Origin of the sequence: Pseudomonas sp. CFBP2511, assembly GCF_030209255.1 — a bacterium.
Lineage (GTDB): Bacteria > Pseudomonadota > Gammaproteobacteria > Pseudomonadales > Pseudomonadaceae > Aquipseudomonas > Aquipseudomonas avellanae.
In genome coordinates, this window is record NZ_JARVSI010000004.1 from 94,309 (window position 1) to 113,116 (window position 18,808).

Annotated in this window: 14 protein-coding genes; 6 read left to right on the plus strand and 8 right to left on the minus strand. The window is 58.2% G+C overall.

The genetic code is table 11. The features are described 5' to 3' along the window. Positions 1 to 177 precede the first annotated feature (177 nt). The 5 genes from tig (at position 178) to QRN38_RS03330 (ending at position 6,637) form a co-directional block, all read left to right on the plus strand. A complete protein-coding gene (gene tig, locus QRN38_RS03310) occupies positions 178 to 1,488 on the plus strand; it encodes a trigger factor (RefSeq protein WP_057418455.1) in 1,311 nt (436 codons plus the stop codon). Between the two features lie 91 nt (positions 1,489 to 1,579). Further along, positions 1,580 to 2,221 carry an ATP-dependent Clp endopeptidase proteolytic subunit ClpP gene (clpP, locus tag QRN38_RS03315; RefSeq protein ID WP_002552734.1) on the plus strand — a complete coding sequence of 214 codons (642 nt, stop codon included), beginning with the start codon at positions 1,580 to 1,582 and terminating at the stop codon, positions 2,219 to 2,221. Between the two features lie 106 nt (positions 2,222 to 2,327). After that, positions 2,328 to 3,611 (plus strand): ATP-dependent Clp protease ATP-binding subunit ClpX, encoded by a 1,284-nt coding sequence (gene clpX, locus QRN38_RS03320; RefSeq protein WP_005770751.1) that lies wholly within the window; start codon positions 2,328 to 2,330, stop codon positions 3,609 to 3,611. A gap of 210 nt (positions 3,612 to 3,821) precedes the next feature. Further along, positions 3,822 to 6,218 carry an endopeptidase La gene (gene lon / locus QRN38_RS03325; RefSeq protein WP_005770753.1) on the plus strand — a complete coding sequence of 799 codons (2,397 nt, stop codon included), beginning with the start codon at positions 3,822 to 3,824 and terminating at the stop codon, positions 6,216 to 6,218. Positions 6,219 to 6,364: 146 nt separating this feature from the next. Next, the gene (locus QRN38_RS03330; RefSeq protein ID WP_002552737.1) at positions 6,365 to 6,637 is read left to right on the plus strand and encodes an HU family DNA-binding protein; all 273 of its coding nucleotides are present in this window, start codon (positions 6,365 to 6,367) and stop codon (positions 6,635 to 6,637) included. On the opposite strand, the gene QRN38_RS03335 is transcribed toward QRN38_RS03330, so the two are convergent. Next, positions 6,630 to 6,761: a hypothetical protein gene (locus QRN38_RS03335; protein ID WP_010203028.1), complete on the minus strand. Its 132-nt coding sequence runs from the start codon at positions 6,759 to 6,761 to the stop codon at positions 6,630 to 6,632. The genes QRN38_RS03330 and QRN38_RS03335 overlap by 8 nt on opposite strands. Before the next feature lie 81 nt (positions 6,762 to 6,842). On the opposite strand from QRN38_RS03335, the gene QRN38_RS03340 reads away from it, so the two are divergent. Continuing rightward, positions 6,843 to 8,726, plus strand: a complete 1,884-nt coding sequence (locus tag QRN38_RS03340) for a SurA N-terminal domain-containing protein (protein WP_057418454.1) — start codon at positions 6,843 to 6,845, stop codon at positions 8,724 to 8,726. A gap of 109 nt (positions 8,727 to 8,835) precedes the next feature. Here QRN38_RS03340 and fabI read toward each other — a convergent pair whose 3' ends face one another. The 7 genes from fabI to QRN38_RS03375 all read right to left on the minus strand — a co-directional run bounded on the left by fabI (position 8,836) and on the right by QRN38_RS03375 (position 18,775). Then, on the minus strand, positions 8,836 to 9,630 hold the full coding sequence (gene fabI, locus QRN38_RS03345) for an enoyl-ACP reductase FabI (protein ID WP_005770759.1): 795 nt from the start codon (positions 9,628 to 9,630) through the stop codon (positions 8,836 to 8,838). Between the two features lie 24 nt (positions 9,631 to 9,654). Further along, complete coding sequence (locus QRN38_RS03350; RefSeq protein WP_007245215.1) at positions 9,655 to 11,265, minus strand: ABC transporter ATP-binding protein; 1,611 nt, start codon at positions 11,263 to 11,265, stop codon at positions 9,655 to 9,657. Between the two features lies 1 nt (position 11,266). After that, positions 11,267 to 12,286 carry an ABC transporter permease gene (locus tag QRN38_RS03355; protein ID WP_057418453.1) on the minus strand — a complete coding sequence of 340 codons (1,020 nt, stop codon included), beginning with the start codon at positions 12,284 to 12,286 and terminating at the stop codon, positions 11,267 to 11,269. Position 12,287: 1 nt separating this feature from the next. Next, positions 12,288 to 13,361: a microcin C ABC transporter permease YejB gene (locus QRN38_RS03360; RefSeq protein WP_005619548.1), complete on the minus strand. Its 1,074-nt coding sequence runs from the start codon at positions 13,359 to 13,361 to the stop codon at positions 12,288 to 12,290. Between the two features lies 1 nt (position 13,362). Next, positions 13,363 to 15,219 carry an extracellular solute-binding protein gene (locus QRN38_RS03365; protein ID WP_007245216.1) on the minus strand — a complete coding sequence of 619 codons (1,857 nt, stop codon included), beginning with the start codon at positions 15,217 to 15,219 and terminating at the stop codon, positions 13,363 to 13,365. Beyond that, the gene (locus tag QRN38_RS03370; RefSeq protein ID WP_057418452.1) at positions 15,216 to 17,045 is read right to left on the minus strand and encodes an extracellular solute-binding protein; all 1,830 of its coding nucleotides are present in this window, start codon (positions 17,043 to 17,045) and stop codon (positions 15,216 to 15,218) included. The genes QRN38_RS03365 and QRN38_RS03370 overlap by 4 nt, the downstream gene beginning before the upstream one ends. A 137-nt stretch (positions 17,046 to 17,182) precedes the next feature. Next, on the minus strand, positions 17,183 to 18,775 hold the full coding sequence (locus QRN38_RS03375) for a LysM peptidoglycan-binding domain-containing protein (RefSeq protein ID WP_057415873.1): 1,593 nt from the start codon (positions 18,773 to 18,775) through the stop codon (positions 17,183 to 17,185). Between the last annotated feature and the right edge of the window lie 33 nt (positions 18,776 to 18,808).

Here is an 18,808-nt window from a genome sequence, read left to right on the forward strand (position 1 = left end):
CAGACCTGTCGCGAATGGTGCGAGGTGTATGTTTTTCACCTCTGGCCGTAGGCCGATTCCTTTTTTAACCCGCCCTTTTTCAGTAGGGTGACTTCTTGAGTTTGACCCACTAGAATGCATGCCCTTGATTCTGGGGTCGGAAACGGCCGGCTAACGTCTGTGCAACGAGGAATATCCATGCAAGTTTCTGTTGAAAATACTTCCGCTCTTGAGCGCCGCATGACCATTGGCGTGCCTGCCGAACGCATCGAGACTGAAGTCAACAAGCGTCTGCAGCAGACTGCACGTAAAGCCAAGATCCCGGGCTTCCGCCCTGGCAAGGTGCCGATGAGCGTGATTCGTCAGCGTTACGAAGACGGTGCACGCCAGGAAGCACTGGGCGATCTGATTCAGGCTACCTTCTATGAAGCTGTCGTCGAGCAAAAGCTGAACCCGGCGGGTGCTCCTGCTGTAGAGCCAAAATCGTTCGAAAAAGGCAAAGATCTGGAATACGTGGCTACTTTTGAAGTATTCCCGGAATTCACCGTTGCCGGTTTCGACACCATCGCCGTAGAACGTCTGTCCGCCGATGTCGCTGACAGCGATCTGGACAACATGCTGGAAGTGCTGCGCAAGCAGAACGTTCGCTTCGAAGTGGCCGACCGTGCCGCCCAGAACGAAGACCAGCTGAACATTGATTTCGAGGGCAAGGTCGACGGCGAAGTATTCGCTGGCGGTTCCGCCACCGCCACCCAGCTGGTTCTGGGTTCCGGCCGCATGATCCCTGGTTTCGAAGAGGGTCTGGTTGGCGCCAAGGCCGGTGAAGAGCGCGTTCTGAACGTGACCTTCCCTGAGGACTATCAGAACCTCGACCTGGCCGGCAAGGCTGCCGAGTTCACTGTCACCGTCAACACCGTTTCCGAGCCAAAGCTGCCTGAGCTGAACGAAGAGTTCTTCAAGCAGTTCGGCATCAAGGAAACCGGTATCGAAGGCTTCCGCACCGAAGTTCGCAAGAACATGGAGCGCGAGCTGCGTCAGGCGATCAAGTCCAAGGTCAAGAATCAGGTCATGGACGGTCTGCTGGCCGCCAACCCGATCGAAGTGCCTAAAGCGCTGCTGGAAAACGAAGTCAACCGTCTGCGCGTCCAGGCTGTTCAGCAGTTCGGCGGCAACATCAAGCCAGACCAGCTGCCTGCAGAGCTGTTTGAAGAGCAGGCCAAGCGTCGCGTAGAGCTGGGTCTGATCGTTGCCGAGGTGGTCAAGCAGTTCGACCTGAAGCCTGACGATGCTCGCGTTCGTGAAATGATCCAGGAAATGGCGTCCGCCTATCAGGAACCTGAACAGGTTGTTGCCTGGTACTACAAGAACGAGCAGCAAATGAACGAGGTACGTTCTGTTGTGCTTGAAGAGCAAGTTGTAGATACTGTTTTGCAGAAAGCTAGCGTGACCGACAAATCGGTCTCCTACGAAGAAGCTGTCAAGCCGGTGGAAGCTGCAAAAGCCGACTGATTCTCTTTTTCGTGCGAAAACACCCACAAGCCAGCCTTCGCGCTGGCTTGTGCGTATTCAAGACTCGACTATTTGGGAGTGAATGCAGGACATGTCCCGCAATTCTTATATTCAGCAGAACTCTGACATCCAGGCCGCTGGCGGCCTGGTCCCGATGGTTATCGAGCAGTCCGCCCGTGGCGAACGCGCCTATGACATCTATTCGCGCCTTCTCAAGGAGCGGGTCATCTTTATGGTTGGTCCGGTAGAGGACTACATGGCCAACCTTATCGCCGCGCAACTGCTTTTCCTTGAAGCGGAAAACCCGGACAAGGATATCCATCTCTACATCAACTCACCGGGCGGTTCGGTCACTGCAGGCATGTCGATCTACGACACCATGCAGTTCATCAAGCCGGACGTCTCGACCATCTGCATCGGTCAGGCGTGCAGCATGGGTGCATTCCTGCTGGCTGGCGGCGCAGAGGGCAAGCGTCACTGCCTGCCCAACTCGCGGATGATGATTCACCAGCCGTTGGGCGGTTTCCAGGGTCAGGCGTCGGACATCGACATCCATGCCAAGGAAATCCTGCACATTCGTCATCGCCTGAACTCGTTGCTGGCGCATCACACCGGCCAGAGCCTCGAAACCATCGAGCGTGATACCGAGCGTGATAACTTCATGAGCGCAGAGCGTGCGGCGGAATACGGCCTGATCGACTCCGTGATCAACAAGCGTCAAATGCCTGCCTAAGCGGCTCAAAATGTAGGGGGTCGGCACAACCGACCGCCTGCGGACTTGAAAAAGCCCGCAATAGCCTTCATCTTGTGTTGCAAGCCTACCGGATTGGATCGATCGAATGACTGACACCCGCAACGGCGAGGACAACGGCAAATTGCTCTATTGCTCCTTCTGTGGCAAAAGCCAGCATGAAGTGCGCAAATTGATTGCCGGCCCCTCGGTCTTTATCTGCGACGAGTGCGTCGACCTGTGCAATGACATCATCCGCGAGGAGGTGCAGGAAGCACAGGCAGAAAGCAGCGCGCATAAATTGCCTTCGCCTAAAGAAATCAGCGGCATCCTTGACCAGTATGTAATCGGTCAGGAACGTGCCAAAAAGGTTCTCGCAGTAGCGGTGTACAACCACTACAAGCGTCTGAACCAGCGCGACAAGAAGAATGACGATGTCGAGCTGGGCAAGAGCAACATCCTGCTGATCGGCCCTACGGGCTCCGGCAAGACGCTGCTGGCTGAAACACTGGCCCGCCTGCTTAACGTGCCGTTTACCATTGCCGACGCCACCACCCTGACCGAAGCCGGTTATGTGGGTGAGGACGTCGAAAACATTATCCAGAAGCTGTTGCAGAAATGTGATTACGATGTCGAGAAGGCCCAGATGGGTATTGTCTACATCGATGAAATCGACAAGATTTCGCGCAAGTCCGACAACCCTTCGATCACTCGTGACGTTTCCGGTGAAGGCGTGCAACAGGCCTTGCTGAAACTGATCGAGGGCACCGTGGCTTCCGTTCCGCCTCAAGGTGGTCGCAAGCATCCGCAGCAGGAATTCCTGCAGGTGGACACGCGCAACATCCTCTTCATATGCGGTGGCGCCTTCTCGGGCCTGGAAAAGGTCATTCAGAACCGTTCCACCCGTGGCGGCATCGGTTTCAACGCCGAAGTTCGCAGCAAGGAGGAGGGCAAGAAGGTGGGCGAGTCCCTGCGTGAAGTCGAGCCTGACGATCTGGTCAAGTTTGGTCTGATCCCGGAATTCGTCGGTCGTCTGCCGGTGCTCGCAACGCTGGACGAGCTGGATGAGGCTGCTTTGATTCAGATCCTCACCGAGCCGAAAAACGCTCTGACCAAGCAGTATGCCAAGCTGTTCGAAATGGAAGGTGTGGACCTCGAGTTCCGCACCGACGCGCTGAAATCGGTTGCCCGTCGTGCGCTGGAGCGCAAGACCGGTGCTCGTGGCCTGCGCTCCATCCTCGAAGGCGTGCTGCTCGACACCATGTACGAGATCCCGTCGCAAAGCGACGTGAGCAAGGTGGTGATCGACGAGAGCGTTATCGATGGCACGTCCAAGCCGTTGCTGATCTACGAAAACAGCGAGCCACCCGCCAAGGCTGCTCCTGACGCGTAAAGCATTGATGTGCGTTTGCGTGTGAAGTGACACAAAAGGGGGCCTTTTCGGCCCCCTTTTGCATTTTTGGCCAGTTCATTCGTTCTGTATGAAGAAACTGATCTTGGCGTGGTGTTTCTCTAGAGCTTGTTTTTTTTGAACGCTACCCCCATCTTGGCTTCAAGCTAATTCCATCTGTCCCGGCCAACTGGCCGCCGTAGAGGCGAAATCATGAAGACCACTATTGAATTGCCTCTCTTGCCATTGCGTGATGTCGTGGTTTATCCGCACATGGTTATCCCGCTGTTCGTGGGGCGCGAGAAGTCTATCGAAGCCCTTGAAGCGGCGATGACAGGCGACAAGCAGATCTTGCTGCTCGCGCAAAGAAACCCGGCTGACGACGATCCTGACGAAAAGGCTCTGTACAGCGTCGGCACCATCGCCACCGTATTGCAGCTGCTCAAACTGCCGGATGGCACCGTCAAGGTGCTGGTTGAAGGTGAGCAGCGTGGTTCGGTGGAGCGTTTCATCGAAGTCGATGGCCATTACCGTGCCGATGTGGCGTTGATCGACGAAGTCGATGCGCCAGACCGCGAATCGGAAGTGTTTGTGCGCAGCCTGCTGGCTCAATTCGAGCAGTACGTGCAACTGGGCAAGAAAGTCCCCGCAGAAGTCCTCTCTTCGCTCAACAGCATTGATGAGCCAGGCCGCCTGGTAGACACTATGGCGGCGCATATGGCGCTGAAAATCGAGCAGAAGCAGGAAATCCTTGAGATTATCGACCTGTCAGCCCGTGTCGAACACGTGCTGGCCTTACTGGATGCCGAAATCGACCTGCTGCAGGTTGAAAAGCGCATCCGCGGTCGCGTGAAAAAGCAAATGGAGCGCAGCCAGCGCGAGTACTACCTGAACGAGCAGATGAAGGCCATTCAGAAAGAACTTGGCGACGGCGACGAAGGCCACAACGAAATCGAAGAGCTGAAAAAGCGCATCGACGCTGCTGGCCTGCCCAAGGACGCTCTGGCCAAGGCAACTGCCGAGCTGAACAAGCTCAAGCAGATGTCGCCGATGTCGGCCGAGGCGACCGTTGTGCGCACCTACATCGACTGGCTGGTTCAAGTGCCGTGGAAGGCGCAGAGCAAAGTTCGCCTGGACCTTGCGCGTGCCGAAGCGATTCTCGACGCCGACCATTATGGTCTGGACGAGGTCAAGGAACGCATCCTTGAATACCTCGCTGTGCAGAAGCGCGTGAAGAAGATTCGTGGTCCTGTGCTGTGTCTGGTAGGGCCTCCAGGTGTGGGTAAAACCTCCCTGGCCGAGTCCATCGCCAATGCGACCAATCGCAAATTTGTGCGTATGGCGCTGGGTGGCGTGCGTGACGAGGCTGAAATCCGGGGTCATCGCCGTACTTATATCGGTTCGATGCCAGGAAGATTGATACAAAAGATGACAAAGGTGGGCGTTCGCAACCCGCTGTTCCTGCTCGATGAAATCGACAAGATGGGCAGCGACATGCGTGGCGATCCGGCCTCGGCATTGCTTGAGGTTCTGGACCCCGAGCAGAACCACAATTTCAACGACCACTACCTTGAAGTCGACTACGACCTTTCGGATGTGATGTTCCTCTGCACCTCGAACTCGATGAACATCCCGCCAGCCTTGCTGGACCGGATGGAAGTCATTCGTTTGCCGGGCTACACCGAAGACGAAAAGATCAACATCGCCGTCAAATACCTCTCGCCCAAGCAGATTCAGGCCAACGGCTTGAAGAAAGGCGAGGTCCAGTTCGACGAGGCAGCGATCCGCGACATCATCCGTTACTACACCCGGGAAGCGGGCGTGCGCGGGCTTGAGCGCCAGATTGCCAAGGTCTGCCGCAAGGCGGTCAAAGAACACACGATGGAAAAACGCTTCTCCGTGCAGGTCACAGCCGAGATGCTGGAACACTTCCTGGGCGTGCGTAAATTCCGTTACGGACTGGCCGAGCAGCAGGATCAGATCGGGCAGGTAACCGGTTTGGCGTGGACGCAGGTGGGCGGTGAATTGCTGACCATCGAAGCCGCAGTGGTCTCGGGCAAAGGGCAATTGATCAAGACCGGTTCTCTGGGCGATGTGATGGTTGAATCGATCACTGCCGCACAAACCGTGGTACGCAGCAGGGCCCGTAGCCTGGGCATTCCAGCGGATTTCCACGAGAAACATGACACGCACATCCACATGCCTGAGGGCGCTACGCCGAAGGACGGCCCGAGCGCCGGTGTGGGCATGTGTACCGCTCTTGTGTCAGCGCTTACACAGATCCCGGTGCGTGCCGATGTGGCAATGACCGGCGAAATCACCTTGCGCGGGCAGGTTCTGGCGATTGGTGGCCTGAAGGAAAAACTGCTCGCTGCGCATCGCGGTGGCATCAAGACGGTGATCATTCCGGAAGAAAACGTGCGTGATTTGAAGGAGATTCCTGACAACATCAAGCAGGATCTGCAGATCAAGCCCGTTAAATGGATTGACGAAGTCCTGCAAATTGCGCTGCAATACGCGCCGGAGCCGTTGCCGGACGTGGCTACTGATCTGGTCGCAAAGGATGAAAAACGCGAGTCTGACTCTAAGGATAGAATTAGCACGCATTAAGACTGGGCAGGCTTCCTTGACAGCTTTTTAGAGCCCTTGTTATAAAGCGGCTCTTCAAAGCAATCACCAGCAAGCCTTCCAGCGCTCGTTTTGCTTAACACCTAAAACTTAGAAACATACTCAATATAGAGATAAGGGGACTTAGAGTGAACAAGTCGGAACTGATTGATGCTATCGCTGCATCTGCTGATATCCCGAAAGCTGCTGCTGGCCGTGCGCTGGACGCAGTGATCGAATCCGTCACTGGCGCTCTGAAGGCTGGCGACTCGGTTGTTTTGGTTGGCTTTGGTACGTTCTCCGTGACTGATCGTCCTGCTCGCATCGGTCGCAATCCTCAGACCGGTAAGACGCTGGAAATCGCTGCTGCTAAAAAACCAGGTTTCAAAGCCGGTAAAGCTCTCAAAGAAGCTGTCAACTAAGCCTCTTGATGCTTTTGCCCGCTGGGTCAGACCCGTTCTGGTCCAGTAGCGCAGCGGTGGTGCGTTCGGTTGCGACACCGAAGGGTTCGAGCCCTACCGCTTCGTCAGTTACGAGAAGGCGCATCCTCGGATGCGCCTTTCTTCTATCCGCTTTCTACCCACGCTCCGCGGTTGGTTAGTCAGTTCAACCGTTTTGGGGGACGCAATGCTGCAGAACATCAGGGACAATTCACAAGGCTGGATTGCCAAGACAATTATCGGAATCATCATCGCTCTGATGGCCTTCACCGGCATCGAGGCAATGTTTACCGCTACCAGCAACAAGCAGAACGCAGCTGAGGTCAACGGCGAGGACATCACTCAGAATGAGTTGAGTCAGGCTGTGGACATGCAGCGCCGCCAGTTGGCTCAGCAGCTTGCGCAGCAGTTGGGCAAGGATTTCGATCCTGCGATGCTCGACGAAAAACTGCTGCGTGAATCGGCCCTCAAAGGCCTGATCGATCGCAAGCTGCTGCTGCAAGGCGCAGGCGATGCCAGGTTCTCGTTTTCCGACGCCGCGCTGGATCAACAGCTGTTGCAGACGCCTGAGTTTCAGGTTGATGGCAAGTTCAGTGCTGACCGATTCGACCAGGTGATTCGTCAGCTCGGGTACAGCCGCATGCAATTTCGCCAGATGCTGGGTCAGGAAATGCTCATCGGTCAGGTGCGTGCGGGTGTTGCGGGCAGTGCCTTCGTGACCGACGCACAGGTTGACGCTTTTGCCCGTCTGGAAAAACAGACGCGTGATTTCGCTTCGCTGACGCTGCCGGCTGATCCTTCTGCAGTCAAAGTGACCGACGACGAAGTCAAGGCTCACTACGACCAGCATGCCAAGGAGTTCATGAGCCCTGAGCAGGTTGTGCTTGATTACATCGAATTGAAGAAATCGTCTTTCTTCGACAAGGTGACGGTCAAGGACGAAGACTTGCAGGCGGCCTATCAGAAAGAAATCGCCAACCTGTCGGAACAGCGTCGTGCTGCACACATCCTCATCGAAGTGAACGACAAGCTGAACGACGATCAGGCCAAGGCAAAGGTTGAAGAAATTCAACAGCGTCTGGCCAAGGGTGAGGATTTCGCAGCGCTGGCCAAAGAGTTCTCGCAGGACCCTGGTTCGTCCAGCAAGGGCGGTGATCTTGGGTTTGCAGGCAAGGGCGTCTACGACCCGGCTTTTGAAGAGGCGCTGTATGCCTTGAACAAGGACCAGGTTTCGCAGCCCGTGCGCACAGACTTCGGCTGGCATTTGATCAAGCTGCTGGGCGTCGAAGCGCCGTCGGTGCCGACCTTTGCCAGCCTGAAAGAAAAGCTGAGCAACGATCTGAAATCGCAGCTGGTCGAGCAGAAGTTTGTCGAAGTGACCAAGCAGCTGGAAGATTCTGCATTTGAATCCTCCGATCTGACTCAACCGGCACAGGACCTGGGTCTGAAGGTTCAGACCACAGCGCCATTCGGTCGTGAAGGCGGTGAAGGCCTGACGGCCAACCGCGCGGTCATCCAGGCTGCGTTCAGCCCGGAAGTCCTGGAAGAGGGTTCCAACAGCAACACGTTGGAGCTGGATCCGGAGACCGTTCTGGTTGTGCGCTCCAAAGAGCACCTGCAACCGCAGCAGTTGCCGCTTGAGAGCGTTGCCAGCTCGATTCGCGCTCAACTGGTCAAGGAGCACGCCACGGCTGCTGCGAAGACCAAGGGCGAGGCTCTGCTGGCCGGACTGCGTGATGGCAAGATCCCGTTGGCTGCGAAGCAGGACGGTCGTGACTGGAAATCGATGGAAGCGGTTTCTCGCAGTCAGGAAGGTGTTGATCCTCAAGTTCTGCAGGCGCTGTTTCGCATGCCAAAGCCTGTTGCCAAGGACAAGCCGGAATTTGCCAGCATTACCGCAGCCGATGGCAGCTTCGTGATTGTGCGTCTCAATGGCGTGAATCAGGCCGCTGCACCGACTGATGCGGAAAAGGCGCAATATCGCCGCTTCCTCGCGTCGCGTGCCGGCCAGCAGGATTTCGCGGCCTACCGTGCACAGTTGGAAAGCCAGGCGAAGATCGAGAAGTTCTAAGCTCGAAACCTGCCCAAAAAAGAAGGCCGCTCAGTGAGCGGCCTTCTTTTTGAGTGCAGGAAAGTAAGCTGCAGGAAAGTGCCGCTCGCGGGGAGCGGCGCTTGCCGTCTTACTCGTCCATGCTGCCCATCGCGGTTGTGTTGAAACCGCCATCGACGTACATGATTTCACCGCTGATGCCCGACGCCAGGTCCGAGCACAGGAACGCGCCGGCGTTGCCGACCTCGTCGATGGTGACGTTGCGGCGCAGAGGGGTCTGCGCTTCGTTGGCTGCCAGCATCTTGCGGAAGTTCTTGATGCCCGAAGCGGCCAGCGTGCGGATCGGACCTGCCGACACGGCGTTGACGCGAGTGCCTTCCGGGCCCAGGCTGCCGGCCAGGTAACGAACGCCGGCTTCCAGGCTGGCCTTGGCCATGCCCATGACGTTGTAGTTAGGCATGGTGCGCTCTGCGCCCAGGTATGACAGGGTCAGCAGGCTGCCATTGCGGCCTTTCATCATTTCGCGACCGGCCTTGGCCAGGGCCACGAAGCTGTAGGCGCTGATGTCGTGAGCGATGCGGAAACCTTCGCGGGTGGTGGCGTTGGTGAAGTCGCCATCGAGCTGGTCGCCCGGCGCGAAGCCAACCGAGTGAACGATCACGTCCAGGCCGTCCCACTTCTTGCTCAGCTCTTCAAAGACCTTGTTGATCTCTTCGTCGCTGGCCACATCGCAAGGGAAGCACAGCTCAGGGCCTGAACCCCAGCCTGCGGCGAACTCTTCGACACGACCCTTGAGTTTGTCGTTCTGGTAGGTGAAGGCAAGCTCAGCACCTTCACGATGCATGGCGGCGGCGATACCGGATGCGATGGACAGTTTACTGGCGACACCGACGATCAGGACGCGCTTACCGGCGAGAAAACCCATGTGTTGTTCCTCTTCAGGTTCAGGTTAATCGACAGCTACGGGGGCTAGAAAAGCGGCCTCCAGCAGCTGCTGTGTATAAGGATGTTGCGGTGCGGCGAAGATTTCCTGCGCTGCACCCTGTTCGACCACTTGGCCTTGCTTGACCACCATCAGTTGGTGGCTCAGCGCTTTGACGACAGCCAGGTCATGGCTGATGAACAAATATGTCAGGTTGTACTTGGTTTGCAGCGAGCGAAGCAATTCGACCACCTGGCGCTGCACGGTCCGGTCGAGGGCCGAGGTCGGCTCGTCCAGCAGAATCAGCGCCGGTTTGAGCACCAGCGCCCGGGCAATGGCAATTCGCTGCCGCTGACCACCAGAGAATTCATGGGGATAGCGGTGCCGGGTGTCCGGATCCAGGCCAACCTCCCTGAGTGCTTCGATGATCGCCGTCTGCTGCTCGGCAGGCGTGCCCATGCCGTGGATGCGCAAGCCTTCGCCGACGATTTCACCCACCGACATGCGCGGGCTCAAACTGCCAAACGGGTCCTGAAACACCACCTGCATCTGCCTGCGCAACGGTCGGATCTGCTGTTGCGACAGAGATTCTAGCGCGTTGCCCTTGAAACGTATGGTGCCCTGGCTGCCAATCAGTCGAAGAATCGCCAGCCCCAGCGTCGATTTGCCCGACCCGCTTTCACCCACGATACCCAGTGTTTGCCCTTGCGGCAGACTGAAGCCAATGCCGTCCACCGCCTTGACGTGGTCGACCGTGCGCTTGAGCAGGCCTTTTTTGATCGGGAACCAGACTTTCAGGTCCTCGACCTCGAGCAGCGGAGCACCGGCCGGGTTGGTCGAAGGACCGCCGCTGGGCTCTGCGCTGAGCAACACTTTGGTATAAGGATGTTGCGGCGAACGGAACAATTCTTCGCACGATGCCTGTTCGACGATGCAACCGCGCTGCATGACACATACTCGGTTGGCTATTTGCCTCACCACGTTGAGGTCGTGGCTGATCAGCAACAGTGCCATGCCCAGTCGAGCCTGCAATTGCTTGAGCAATTCGAGGATTTTCAGCTGTACCGTGACATCCAGCGCAGTGGTCGGTTCGTCGGCAATCAGCAGCTCGGGTTCGTTGGCCAGCGCCATCGCAATCATCACGCGCTGGCGCTGGCCGCCTGATAGCTCGTGTGGCAGGGCTTTGAGGCGTTTATGTGGCTCCGGGATGCCGACCAGTTCCAGAAGCTCCAGCGTGCGTGCTGTGGCCGCCTTGCCGGTCAGCCCCTTGTGCAGGCCTAGCACCTCGTTAATCTGCTTTTCGACCGAATGCAGCGGGTTGAGTGAGGTCATCGGCTCCTGGAAGATCATGGCAATGCGGTTGCCACGGATCGAGCGCAGTTTTTTCTCTTCTGCTTTCAGCAGGTCTTCGCCCGCATAGTGAATGGTGCCGCTCGGGTGGCTGGCGATGGGGTAGGGCAGCAGGCGCAGAATCGAATGCGCGGTGACAGATTTGCCCGAGCCGCTTTCGCCTACCAGCGCCAGGGTTTCACCGCGCCGAATATCGAAGCTGATGTTCTCGACCACCCGTTGCCGCGAGTCGCCCGTCACGAACTCGACCGCCAGATCGCGGATTTCGATCAGATTGTCATTGTTCATCTTATTTCCTTGGGTCGAATGCATCGCGGGCGGATTCGCCGATGAATACCAGCAGGCTCAGCATGATGGCCAGCACCGCAAACGCGCTTATGCCCAGCCAGGGTGCCTGCAGGTTGGATTTGCCCTGTGCGACCAGCTCGCCCAGCGAGGGTGAACCGGCGGGCAGGCCGAAACCTAGGAAATCCAGTGCCGTCAGGGTGCCGATGGCGCCAGTGAGAATGAACGGCAGGAAGGTCATGGTCGAGACCATGGCGTTGGGCAGAATGTGGCGGAACATGATTGCGCCGTTTTCCATGCCCAGCGCCCGAGCCGCACGCACGTACTCCAGGTTGCGACCGCGCAGGAACTCGGCACGCACTACGTCCACCAGGCCCATCCAGGAAAACAGCAGCATGATACCCAGCAGCCACCAGAAGTTGGGCTGCACAAAGCTGGCCAGGATGATCAACAGGTACAGCACCGGCAGGCCCGACCAGACCTCCAGAAAGCGCTGGCCCAGCAAGTCGACCCAGCCGCCGTAATAGCCCTGCAAGGCACCGGCAATCACACCGATAATCGAGCTGAGGATGGTCAGGGTCAGGGCGAACAGCACGGAAATCCTGAAGCCGTAAATCACTCGCGCCAACACGTCACGGCCCTGATCGTCGGTGCCCAGCAGGTTTTCCCGGGACGGTGGCGCAGGGGCGGGTACTTTCAGATCGTAATTGATGCTCTGGTAACTAAACGGGATCGGCGCCCACAGGGTCCAGCCATCCTTCGCAGCCAGCAGCTCCTTGATGTACGGGCTCTTGTAATTGGCTTCCAGCGGGAATTCGCCGCCGAAGGTGGTTTCCGGGTAACGCTCGATCACCGGAAAATACCACTGGCCGTCGTAGCGTACGGCCAGCGGTTTATCGTTGGCGATCAGCTCGGCGCCCAGGCTCAGGCCGAACAAAATGAGGAACAGCCACAGAGACCACCAGCCGCGTCGATTGGTTTTGAAACGTTCGAAACGGCGGCGATTGAGAGGAGACAACTTCATATCAATGCTTCCTGCTTTCGAAATCGATGCGCGGGTCCACCAGGGTGTAGGTAATGTCGCCGATCAGCTTCACCACCAACCCAAGCAGGGTGAAGATGAACAGGGTGCCAAAGACCACCGGGTAGTCGCGGTTGATAGCGGCTTCAAAACTCATCAGGCCCAGGCCGTCCAGCGAGAAGATCACCTCCACCAGCAGCGAGCCGGTGAAGAAAATACCGATGAATGCCGAGGGGAAACCGGCAATCACCAGCAGCATCGCATTGCGGAACACGTGACCGTAAAGCACCTTGTGATTGCTCAGACCCTTGGCTTTGGCGGTGGTGACGTATTGTTTGCTGATCTCGTCGAGAAAGCTGTTCTTGGTCAGCAGGGTCATGGTGGCGAAGTTGCCGATCACCAGTGCGGTGACGGGCAGCACCAAGTGCCAGAAGTAATCGAAAATCTTGCCCAGCGTGCTCAGCTCCTCGTAGTTGTTGGAGGTCAGGCCGCGCAACGGAAACCAGTTGAAGTAGCTGCCACCGGCAAACACCACGATCAGCAGGATTGCAAACAGGAAGGCCGGAATGGCGTAACCGACGATGATGGCCGAGCTGGTCCAGACGTCGAACTGGCTGCCGTGGCGCGTGGCCTTGGCGATGCCCAGCGGGATCGACACCAGATACATGATCAGCGTGCTCCATAACCCGAGGGAAATGGATACCGGCATTTTCTCGACAATCAGGTCAATCACCTTGGCATCGCGAAAGAAGCTGTCGCCGAAATCCAGCGTGGCGTAGTTCTTGATCATGATCCACAGGCGTTCCGGTGCCGATTTGTCGAAACCGTACATGCGTTCGATTTCCTTGATCAGCGCCGGGTCCAGACCTTGCGCGCCACGATAGTTGGAACCCGCTACCGAGACTTCCGCGCCGCCGCCGGCAATCCGGCTGGTGGCCCCGTCGAAGCCTTCGATCTTGGCGATCATCTGTTCCACCGGCCCGCCGGGGGCCGCCTGAATGATGACAAAGTTGATGATCAGGATGCCTAGCAGGGTCGGAATGATCAGCAGCAGCCGCCGCAGAATATAAGCCAGCATGTTATTGCTCCGCGTTCGCAGGCTTGGCCTGATCAGTGGCTGACGGGGTCGCGGTCACGGGTTTGACATCCGGTTTGGCCCACCAGGTCATCAGGCCGATATCAGAAAGCGCCTTGGCCTTGGGGTGATCGATGTGGTTCCAGTAAGCCACCCGCCAGGTCTTGATGTGCCAGTTGGGGGCCACATAGAAACCCCACAGCAACACCCGGTCAAGGGCCTTGGTGTAGTTGATGAGGCTGGCGCGTGAGTCGGCGTTGATTAGACCGTTGACCAGCGTATCGACGGCTGGGTCCTTCAAACCGATGACATTGCGACTGCCCGGATTGTCGGCGCTGGACGAGTCGAAGTACACGCGCTGCTCGTTACCGGGCGAGCTGGACTGCGGAAAGCTGCTGACAATCATGTCGTAGTCCCGCGAACGCAACCGGTTGATGTATTGCGACACATCGGCGCGGCGGATCACCAGTTCGATACCCAGATCACTCAGGTTGCGTTTGTAAGGCAGCAGGATGCGCTCGAATTCGGTCTGTGCGATCAAAAATTCCAGCTTCACCGGGTTGCCTTGGGTGTCGACCATCTTGTCATCGACGATTTTCCAGCCGGCTTCCTGCAAAAGCTGGAAGGCCCGACGCTGTTGTGGGCGAATCATGCCGCTGCCGTCGGTAACCGGTAGCTGAAAAGCCTCGGTGAATACCCGATCCGGAATCTTGCCGCGCAGCGGTTCGAGGATTTTCAGTTCCTCGGCAGAGGGCAGGCCGCTTGAGGCCATTTCCGAGTTGTCGAAATAACTTTTGGTACGGCTGTAGGCACCGTTGAAAAGCTGTTTGTTGGTCCACTCGAAATCCAGCAGCAAGGTCAGCGCTTCGCGCACCCGCGCATCCTGGAATACCGGTTTGCGCAAGTTGAAAACGAACCCCTGCATACCGGTCGGGTTACCGTTGGGCAGCTCTTCCTTGACCAGCCTGCCATCGCGGACTGCCGGGGTGTTGTAGGCGGTCGCCCAGTTTTTGGCGCTGGTCTCTATCCAGTAGTCGAACTGCCCGGCTTTGCCGGCTTCCAGCGCGACAGTATTGTCGCGGTAGTAGTCGGTGGTCAGCACATCGAAATTGTAGAAACCCTTGTTGATCGGCAGGTCCTTGCCCCAGTAATCCTTGACCCGCTCATAGCGCACCGAGCGCCCGGCTTTTACATCGACCACCTTGTACGGCCCGCTGCCCAGCGGGAAGTCCAGGTTGCCTTTGCTGAAGTCGCGGTCGGCCCAGAAGTGCTTGGGCAGCACGGGCAACTGGCCAAGAATCAGTGGCATTTCGCGGCTGCCCTTGTGCTTGAACTTGAACAGCACCCGCAGCGGGTCTTCGACGACGACCTGATCGACGTCGGCGTAGTAGCCCTTGTACATGGGCGAGCCGTGTTCCATCAGGGTCTTGAAGCTGAATTCCACATCTTCAGCGCGGATCGGGTGGCCGTCATGGAAGCGTGCTTCAGGCCGCAGGTAGAAGCGTACCCAGCTGTTGTCCGGCGCTTTCTCGATTTTGCCGGCAACCAGCCCGTATTCACTGAAGGGTTCGTCCAGGCTGGCGCGGGCCAGGGTGTCGTAGATCAAGCCGATGTCATCTGCCGGCACGCCCTTGTTGATAAACGGGTTGAGGCTGTCGAACCCGCCAAAGCCTGCCTGACGGAACGTGCCGCCCTTGGGCGCATCCGGGTTCACGTAGTCGAAGTGCTTGAAGTCGGCCGGGTATTTGGGCGGTTCGTCGTACAGCGTCACGCCATGCTGAGGCGCCGCCTGTACCGTGCAAGCGAGGCTGGCCAGCAGCAGGCCGGCCGCTTGCGCGCGCAGGGAATGCAATGGGTTCATCGGGGCTTCTCCAGAGTCTTGAGCCACCACGCACGGAGCCCCAGGGTGTAGGGCGGGGTAGTGACCATGGCGAATCGGTTGCGATAGGCAAGCCGGTGATTGTTCAGGTACCAATTGGGAATGCTGTAGTGCTGGGACAGCAGCACGCGGTCCAGCGCCCGTGCGGCGGCGACCTGTTCGTCACGGGTCTGCGCGGCCAGCAGTTTGTTCAGCAGCGCATCGACCACCGGGTTGGCGATACCGGCGTAGTTCTTGCTGCCGTTGATCGTGGCCTGACTGGAGTGAAAATATTGCCACTGCTCAAGACCGGGGCTCAGCGTCTGTTGCAGGGTCATGAGAATCATGTCGAAGTCGAAGCGGTCCAGGCGCTGTTTGTACTGCGCGCGGTCTACGGTGCGAAGGCCGACATTGATGCCCAGACGGCGCAGGTCCTCAATGTAGGGCTGCAGAATGCGCTCAAGGTTGGGGTTGACCAACAGGATCTCGAAGCGCAACGGTTGTTTGTTCGCGTTGAGCAACCCCTGATCGGAAAGCGTCCAGCCTGCGTCGGTCAGCAGTTTCAGGGCTTTGCGCAGGGTATCGCGCGGGATGCCGCCGCCATCGGTCTTCGATGGCGCAAACGGTTGGGTGAACAGGCTGGGGGGCAATTGATCGCGGTAAGGGGCGAGCATCAGCCATTCACCGCCGGTCGGCAGGCCCGTCGCGGAAAATTCGCTGTTGGGGTAGTAGCTGGTCGAACGGGCGTAGGCGTCGCTGAACAGCGTGCGGTTGGTCCACTCGAAATTGAACAGCAGCCCCAGCGCTTCACGCACGCGAATGTCGGCGAAGGCCGCGCGCCGGGTGTTCATGAACAGGCCCTGGGTCTGGGTCGGTATACGGTGCGGGATCTGCGCCTTGATCACCTGGCCGTTGGCGACTGCCGGAAAGTTGTAGCCATTGGCCCAGTTTTTGGCCTGATGTTCGATGTAGATATCGAATTCGCCCGCCTTGAACGCCTCGAACGCCACGTCACTGTCGCGGTAGAACTCGACCTCGACCCGGTCGAAATTGTATTTGCCGCGATTGACCGGCAAGTCCTTGCCCCAGTAATCCTTGACCCGCTCGAACACCAGTTGGCGTCCGGGCTGTACGCGCGTGATGCGGTAGGGGCCGCTGCCCAGTGGCGGCTCGAAGGTCGTGGCCTTGAAGTCTCTGTCTTTCCAGTAATGCTGGGGCAGCACCGGCAGTTCGCCCAGACGCAGGATCAGCAGCGGGTTGCCGGAACGCTTGAAGACAAAGCGGATGCGGTGCCGATTGAGGATATCGACGCGTTGCACTTCCTGCAGGGCGGTGCGGTACTGAGGGTGACCGTCCTTGAGCAGGGTCCGGTAGGAAAAGGCCACGTCGTAGGCGGTGATCGGCTTGCCGTCGTGAAAGCGTGCTTGCGGGCGCAGGTCGAACACCACCCAACTGCGGTCCTCGCTGTATTCCACTGACTGGGCAATCAGCCCGTAACTGGACGTCGGTTCGTCGCCGGAGGGGTCGTACTGGCCGGTGCCGACCATGAGCGGTTCGTTCAGCTCACTGACGCCATATTGCAGGAAGTTTCCGGTCGAGACCGGGCTGCTGCCCTTGAATGTGTAGGGGTTGAGCGTATCGAAAGTGCCAAACGCCATCATTCTCAAGGTGCCACCTTTCGGCGCCTCGGGATTGACCCAGTCGAAATGAGTGAAGCTGGCCGGGTACTTGAGCACACCAAACTGCGCGTAGCCATGACTTTCGGTAATGGCTGCGTTGGCGCAGAAGCTCAAGGCCAGGCTGACGATTAGCAGGAAGGGACGTATCACTATCCAGACGACCTGGGCTTTCGGGTCGCTAACAGTAACAGCTTGTTCCCGTTGGAAAAAGACCGCAGGTGAGGGCGTGGCCAGGACTGCGCCGGCCACCCGCCCCAAGGTCATTGAAGGGCAAGTGGCCGAGGTCATCAGTGCGGCAGGTAAACGGTCAGGGTCTGGCCCGGTTTGAGGGCCTGCCCGCTACGTGGGTTCCAGCGCTTGAGATGTTGCATCTCGACGTTGAAGCGCTTGGCGACCAGGTACATCGAGTCGCCTTTCTGGATCTTGTACTGCATGGATTTCTTTTCGCTGTCTTTACTGCTGGCGCTGGCGACCGCCTTGTTGCCGGCTTTGCTGGTGTCCTGCATGACCAGCGCCTGACCGACCTTGAGCTTCTTGCCGGTGAGCTTGTTCCAGCGTTGCAGGTCTTCGACATCCACCTTGTTGGCTTGCGCGATGGTGGTCAGGTTGTCGCCGCTTTTGACTTTATAAGTACGGGTGCGCGTCTGCTTGTCGTTACTGGCCAGCGCTTCGAACACCGGTTGCGAGGAGCGTGTTCCTGGCTGAACCGGAATGCTCAGGGACTGGCCGACTTTCAGTTTGTTGCCCGCCAGCTTGTTATTGCTTTTGAGCGAACTGGTCGTGACCTGATAGCGACTCGCCAGGCTTTCCAGCGTATCACCCTTGCGCACGCGGTAAGGCTGCCAGGCGACCAGTTCTTCCTGCTTCATGGTCAGCAGGCTGGCGGTCAGCAGTTGCGCCTTGGACGTAGGGACCAGCAAGTGCTGGGGGCCATCGACGGTCAGGCGCTTCTTGTAGGCAGGGTTGAGCTGGATAAGCTCGTCTTCGTCGATGTCGGCGGCGCTGGCCACTTTGGACAGGTCGACACGCTTGTTGAGTTCGACGACTTCGAAATAGGGCTGGTTGGCGATCGGGTTGAGGTTGACGCCATAGGCTTCGGGCGACAGCACCACCTGCGACAGGGCCAGCAGCTTGGGCACGTAGTCGCGGGTTTCCTGCGGCAGTGGCAGGTTCCAGTAGTCGGTCGGCAGGTTGAGCTTGTCGTTGCGTTCGATGGCACGGCTGACAGTCCCTTCGCCGGCATTGTAAGCGGCCAGGGCCAGCAACCAGTCACCGTTGAACATGTCGTGCAGGCGGGTCAGGTAATCCAGTGCGGCAACCGTGGAGGCCTGAATGTCGCGACGCCCGTCGTAGAAGCTGGTCTGGCGCAGGTTGAAGTAGCGCCCGGTGGACGGGATGAACTGCCAGAGGCCGACGGCCTGGCTGCGTGAAACAGCCATCGGGTTGTAGGCGCTTTCGATCACCGGAAGCAGGGCAAGCTCCAGCGGCATGTTGCGTTCTTCGAGGCGCTCTACGATGTAATGCATGTACAGGCTGCCGCGCTCACCAGCGTTTTCCAGAAAGGAAGGGTTGTTGGCGAACCACAGGCGCTGTTGATCGATACGGGGGTTCTGGTCGTTGCCTTGTTGCAGTTGAAAGCCCTGACGCATGCGCTCCCACACATCTTGTGGCGGGGCGAGGGGCGTGGTGGGCTTGTGAGACAGAAAAATCGGCTTTTGCTTGATACCGGCGGCCATGTTCGGCGTGCGGTGGCTGCTGACAGGGTCGACGCTGGCAGTGCTCTGGCAGCCGGCCAGAAGCGCGCTCGCGGTGACGGCCATGGCCTGGGCCAACCGAGTCAATGCGTCCGAATGTGAAGGCTTGCTGATAGATGACGACATTGTTCGGGGGGTACATCCAGACGAAAATGTCGG

Bases quoted from the DNA above. Each gene is read 5' to 3' on its own strand.
- QRN38_RS03355 (WP_057418453.1), bottom strand. From the start codon at position 12,286: ATGAAGTTGTCTCCTCTCAATCGCCGCCGTTTCGAACGTTTCAAAACC.
- QRN38_RS03365 (WP_007245216.1), bottom strand. From the start codon at position 15,219: ATGAACCCATTGCATTCCCTGCGCGCGCAAGCGGCCGGCCTGCTGCTG.
- QRN38_RS03335 (WP_010203028.1), bottom strand. From the start codon at position 6,761: ATGCGCCTTCTCGTAACTGACGAAGCGGTAGGGCTCGAACCCTTCGGT.
- QRN38_RS03340 (WP_057418454.1), top strand. From the start codon at position 6,843: ATGCTGCAGAACATCAGGGACAATTCACAAGGCTGGATTGCCAAGACA.
- QRN38_RS03360 (WP_005619548.1), bottom strand. From the start codon at position 13,361: ATGCTGGCTTATATTCTGCGGCGGCTGCTGCTGATCATTCCGACCCTG.
- lon (WP_005770753.1), top strand. From the start codon at position 3,822: ATGAAGACCACTATTGAATTGCCTCTCTTGCCATTGCGTGATGTCGTG.
- clpP (WP_002552734.1), top strand. From the start codon at position 1,580: ATGTCCCGCAATTCTTATATTCAGCAGAACTCTGACATCCAGGCCGCT.
- fabI (WP_005770759.1), bottom strand. From the start codon at position 9,630: ATGGGTTTTCTCGCCGGTAAGCGCGTCCTGATCGTCGGTGTCGCCAGT.
- QRN38_RS03375 (WP_057415873.1), bottom strand. From the start codon at position 18,775: ATGTCGTCATCTATCAGCAAGCCTTCACATTCGGACGCATTGACTCGG.
- QRN38_RS03350 (WP_007245215.1), bottom strand. From the start codon at position 11,265: ATGAACAATGACAATCTGATCGAAATCCGCGATCTGGCGGTCGAGTTC.
- tig (WP_057418455.1), top strand. From the start codon at position 178: ATGCAAGTTTCTGTTGAAAATACTTCCGCTCTTGAGCGCCGCATGACC.
- clpX (WP_005770751.1), top strand. From the start codon at position 2,328: ATGACTGACACCCGCAACGGCGAGGACAACGGCAAATTGCTCTATTGC.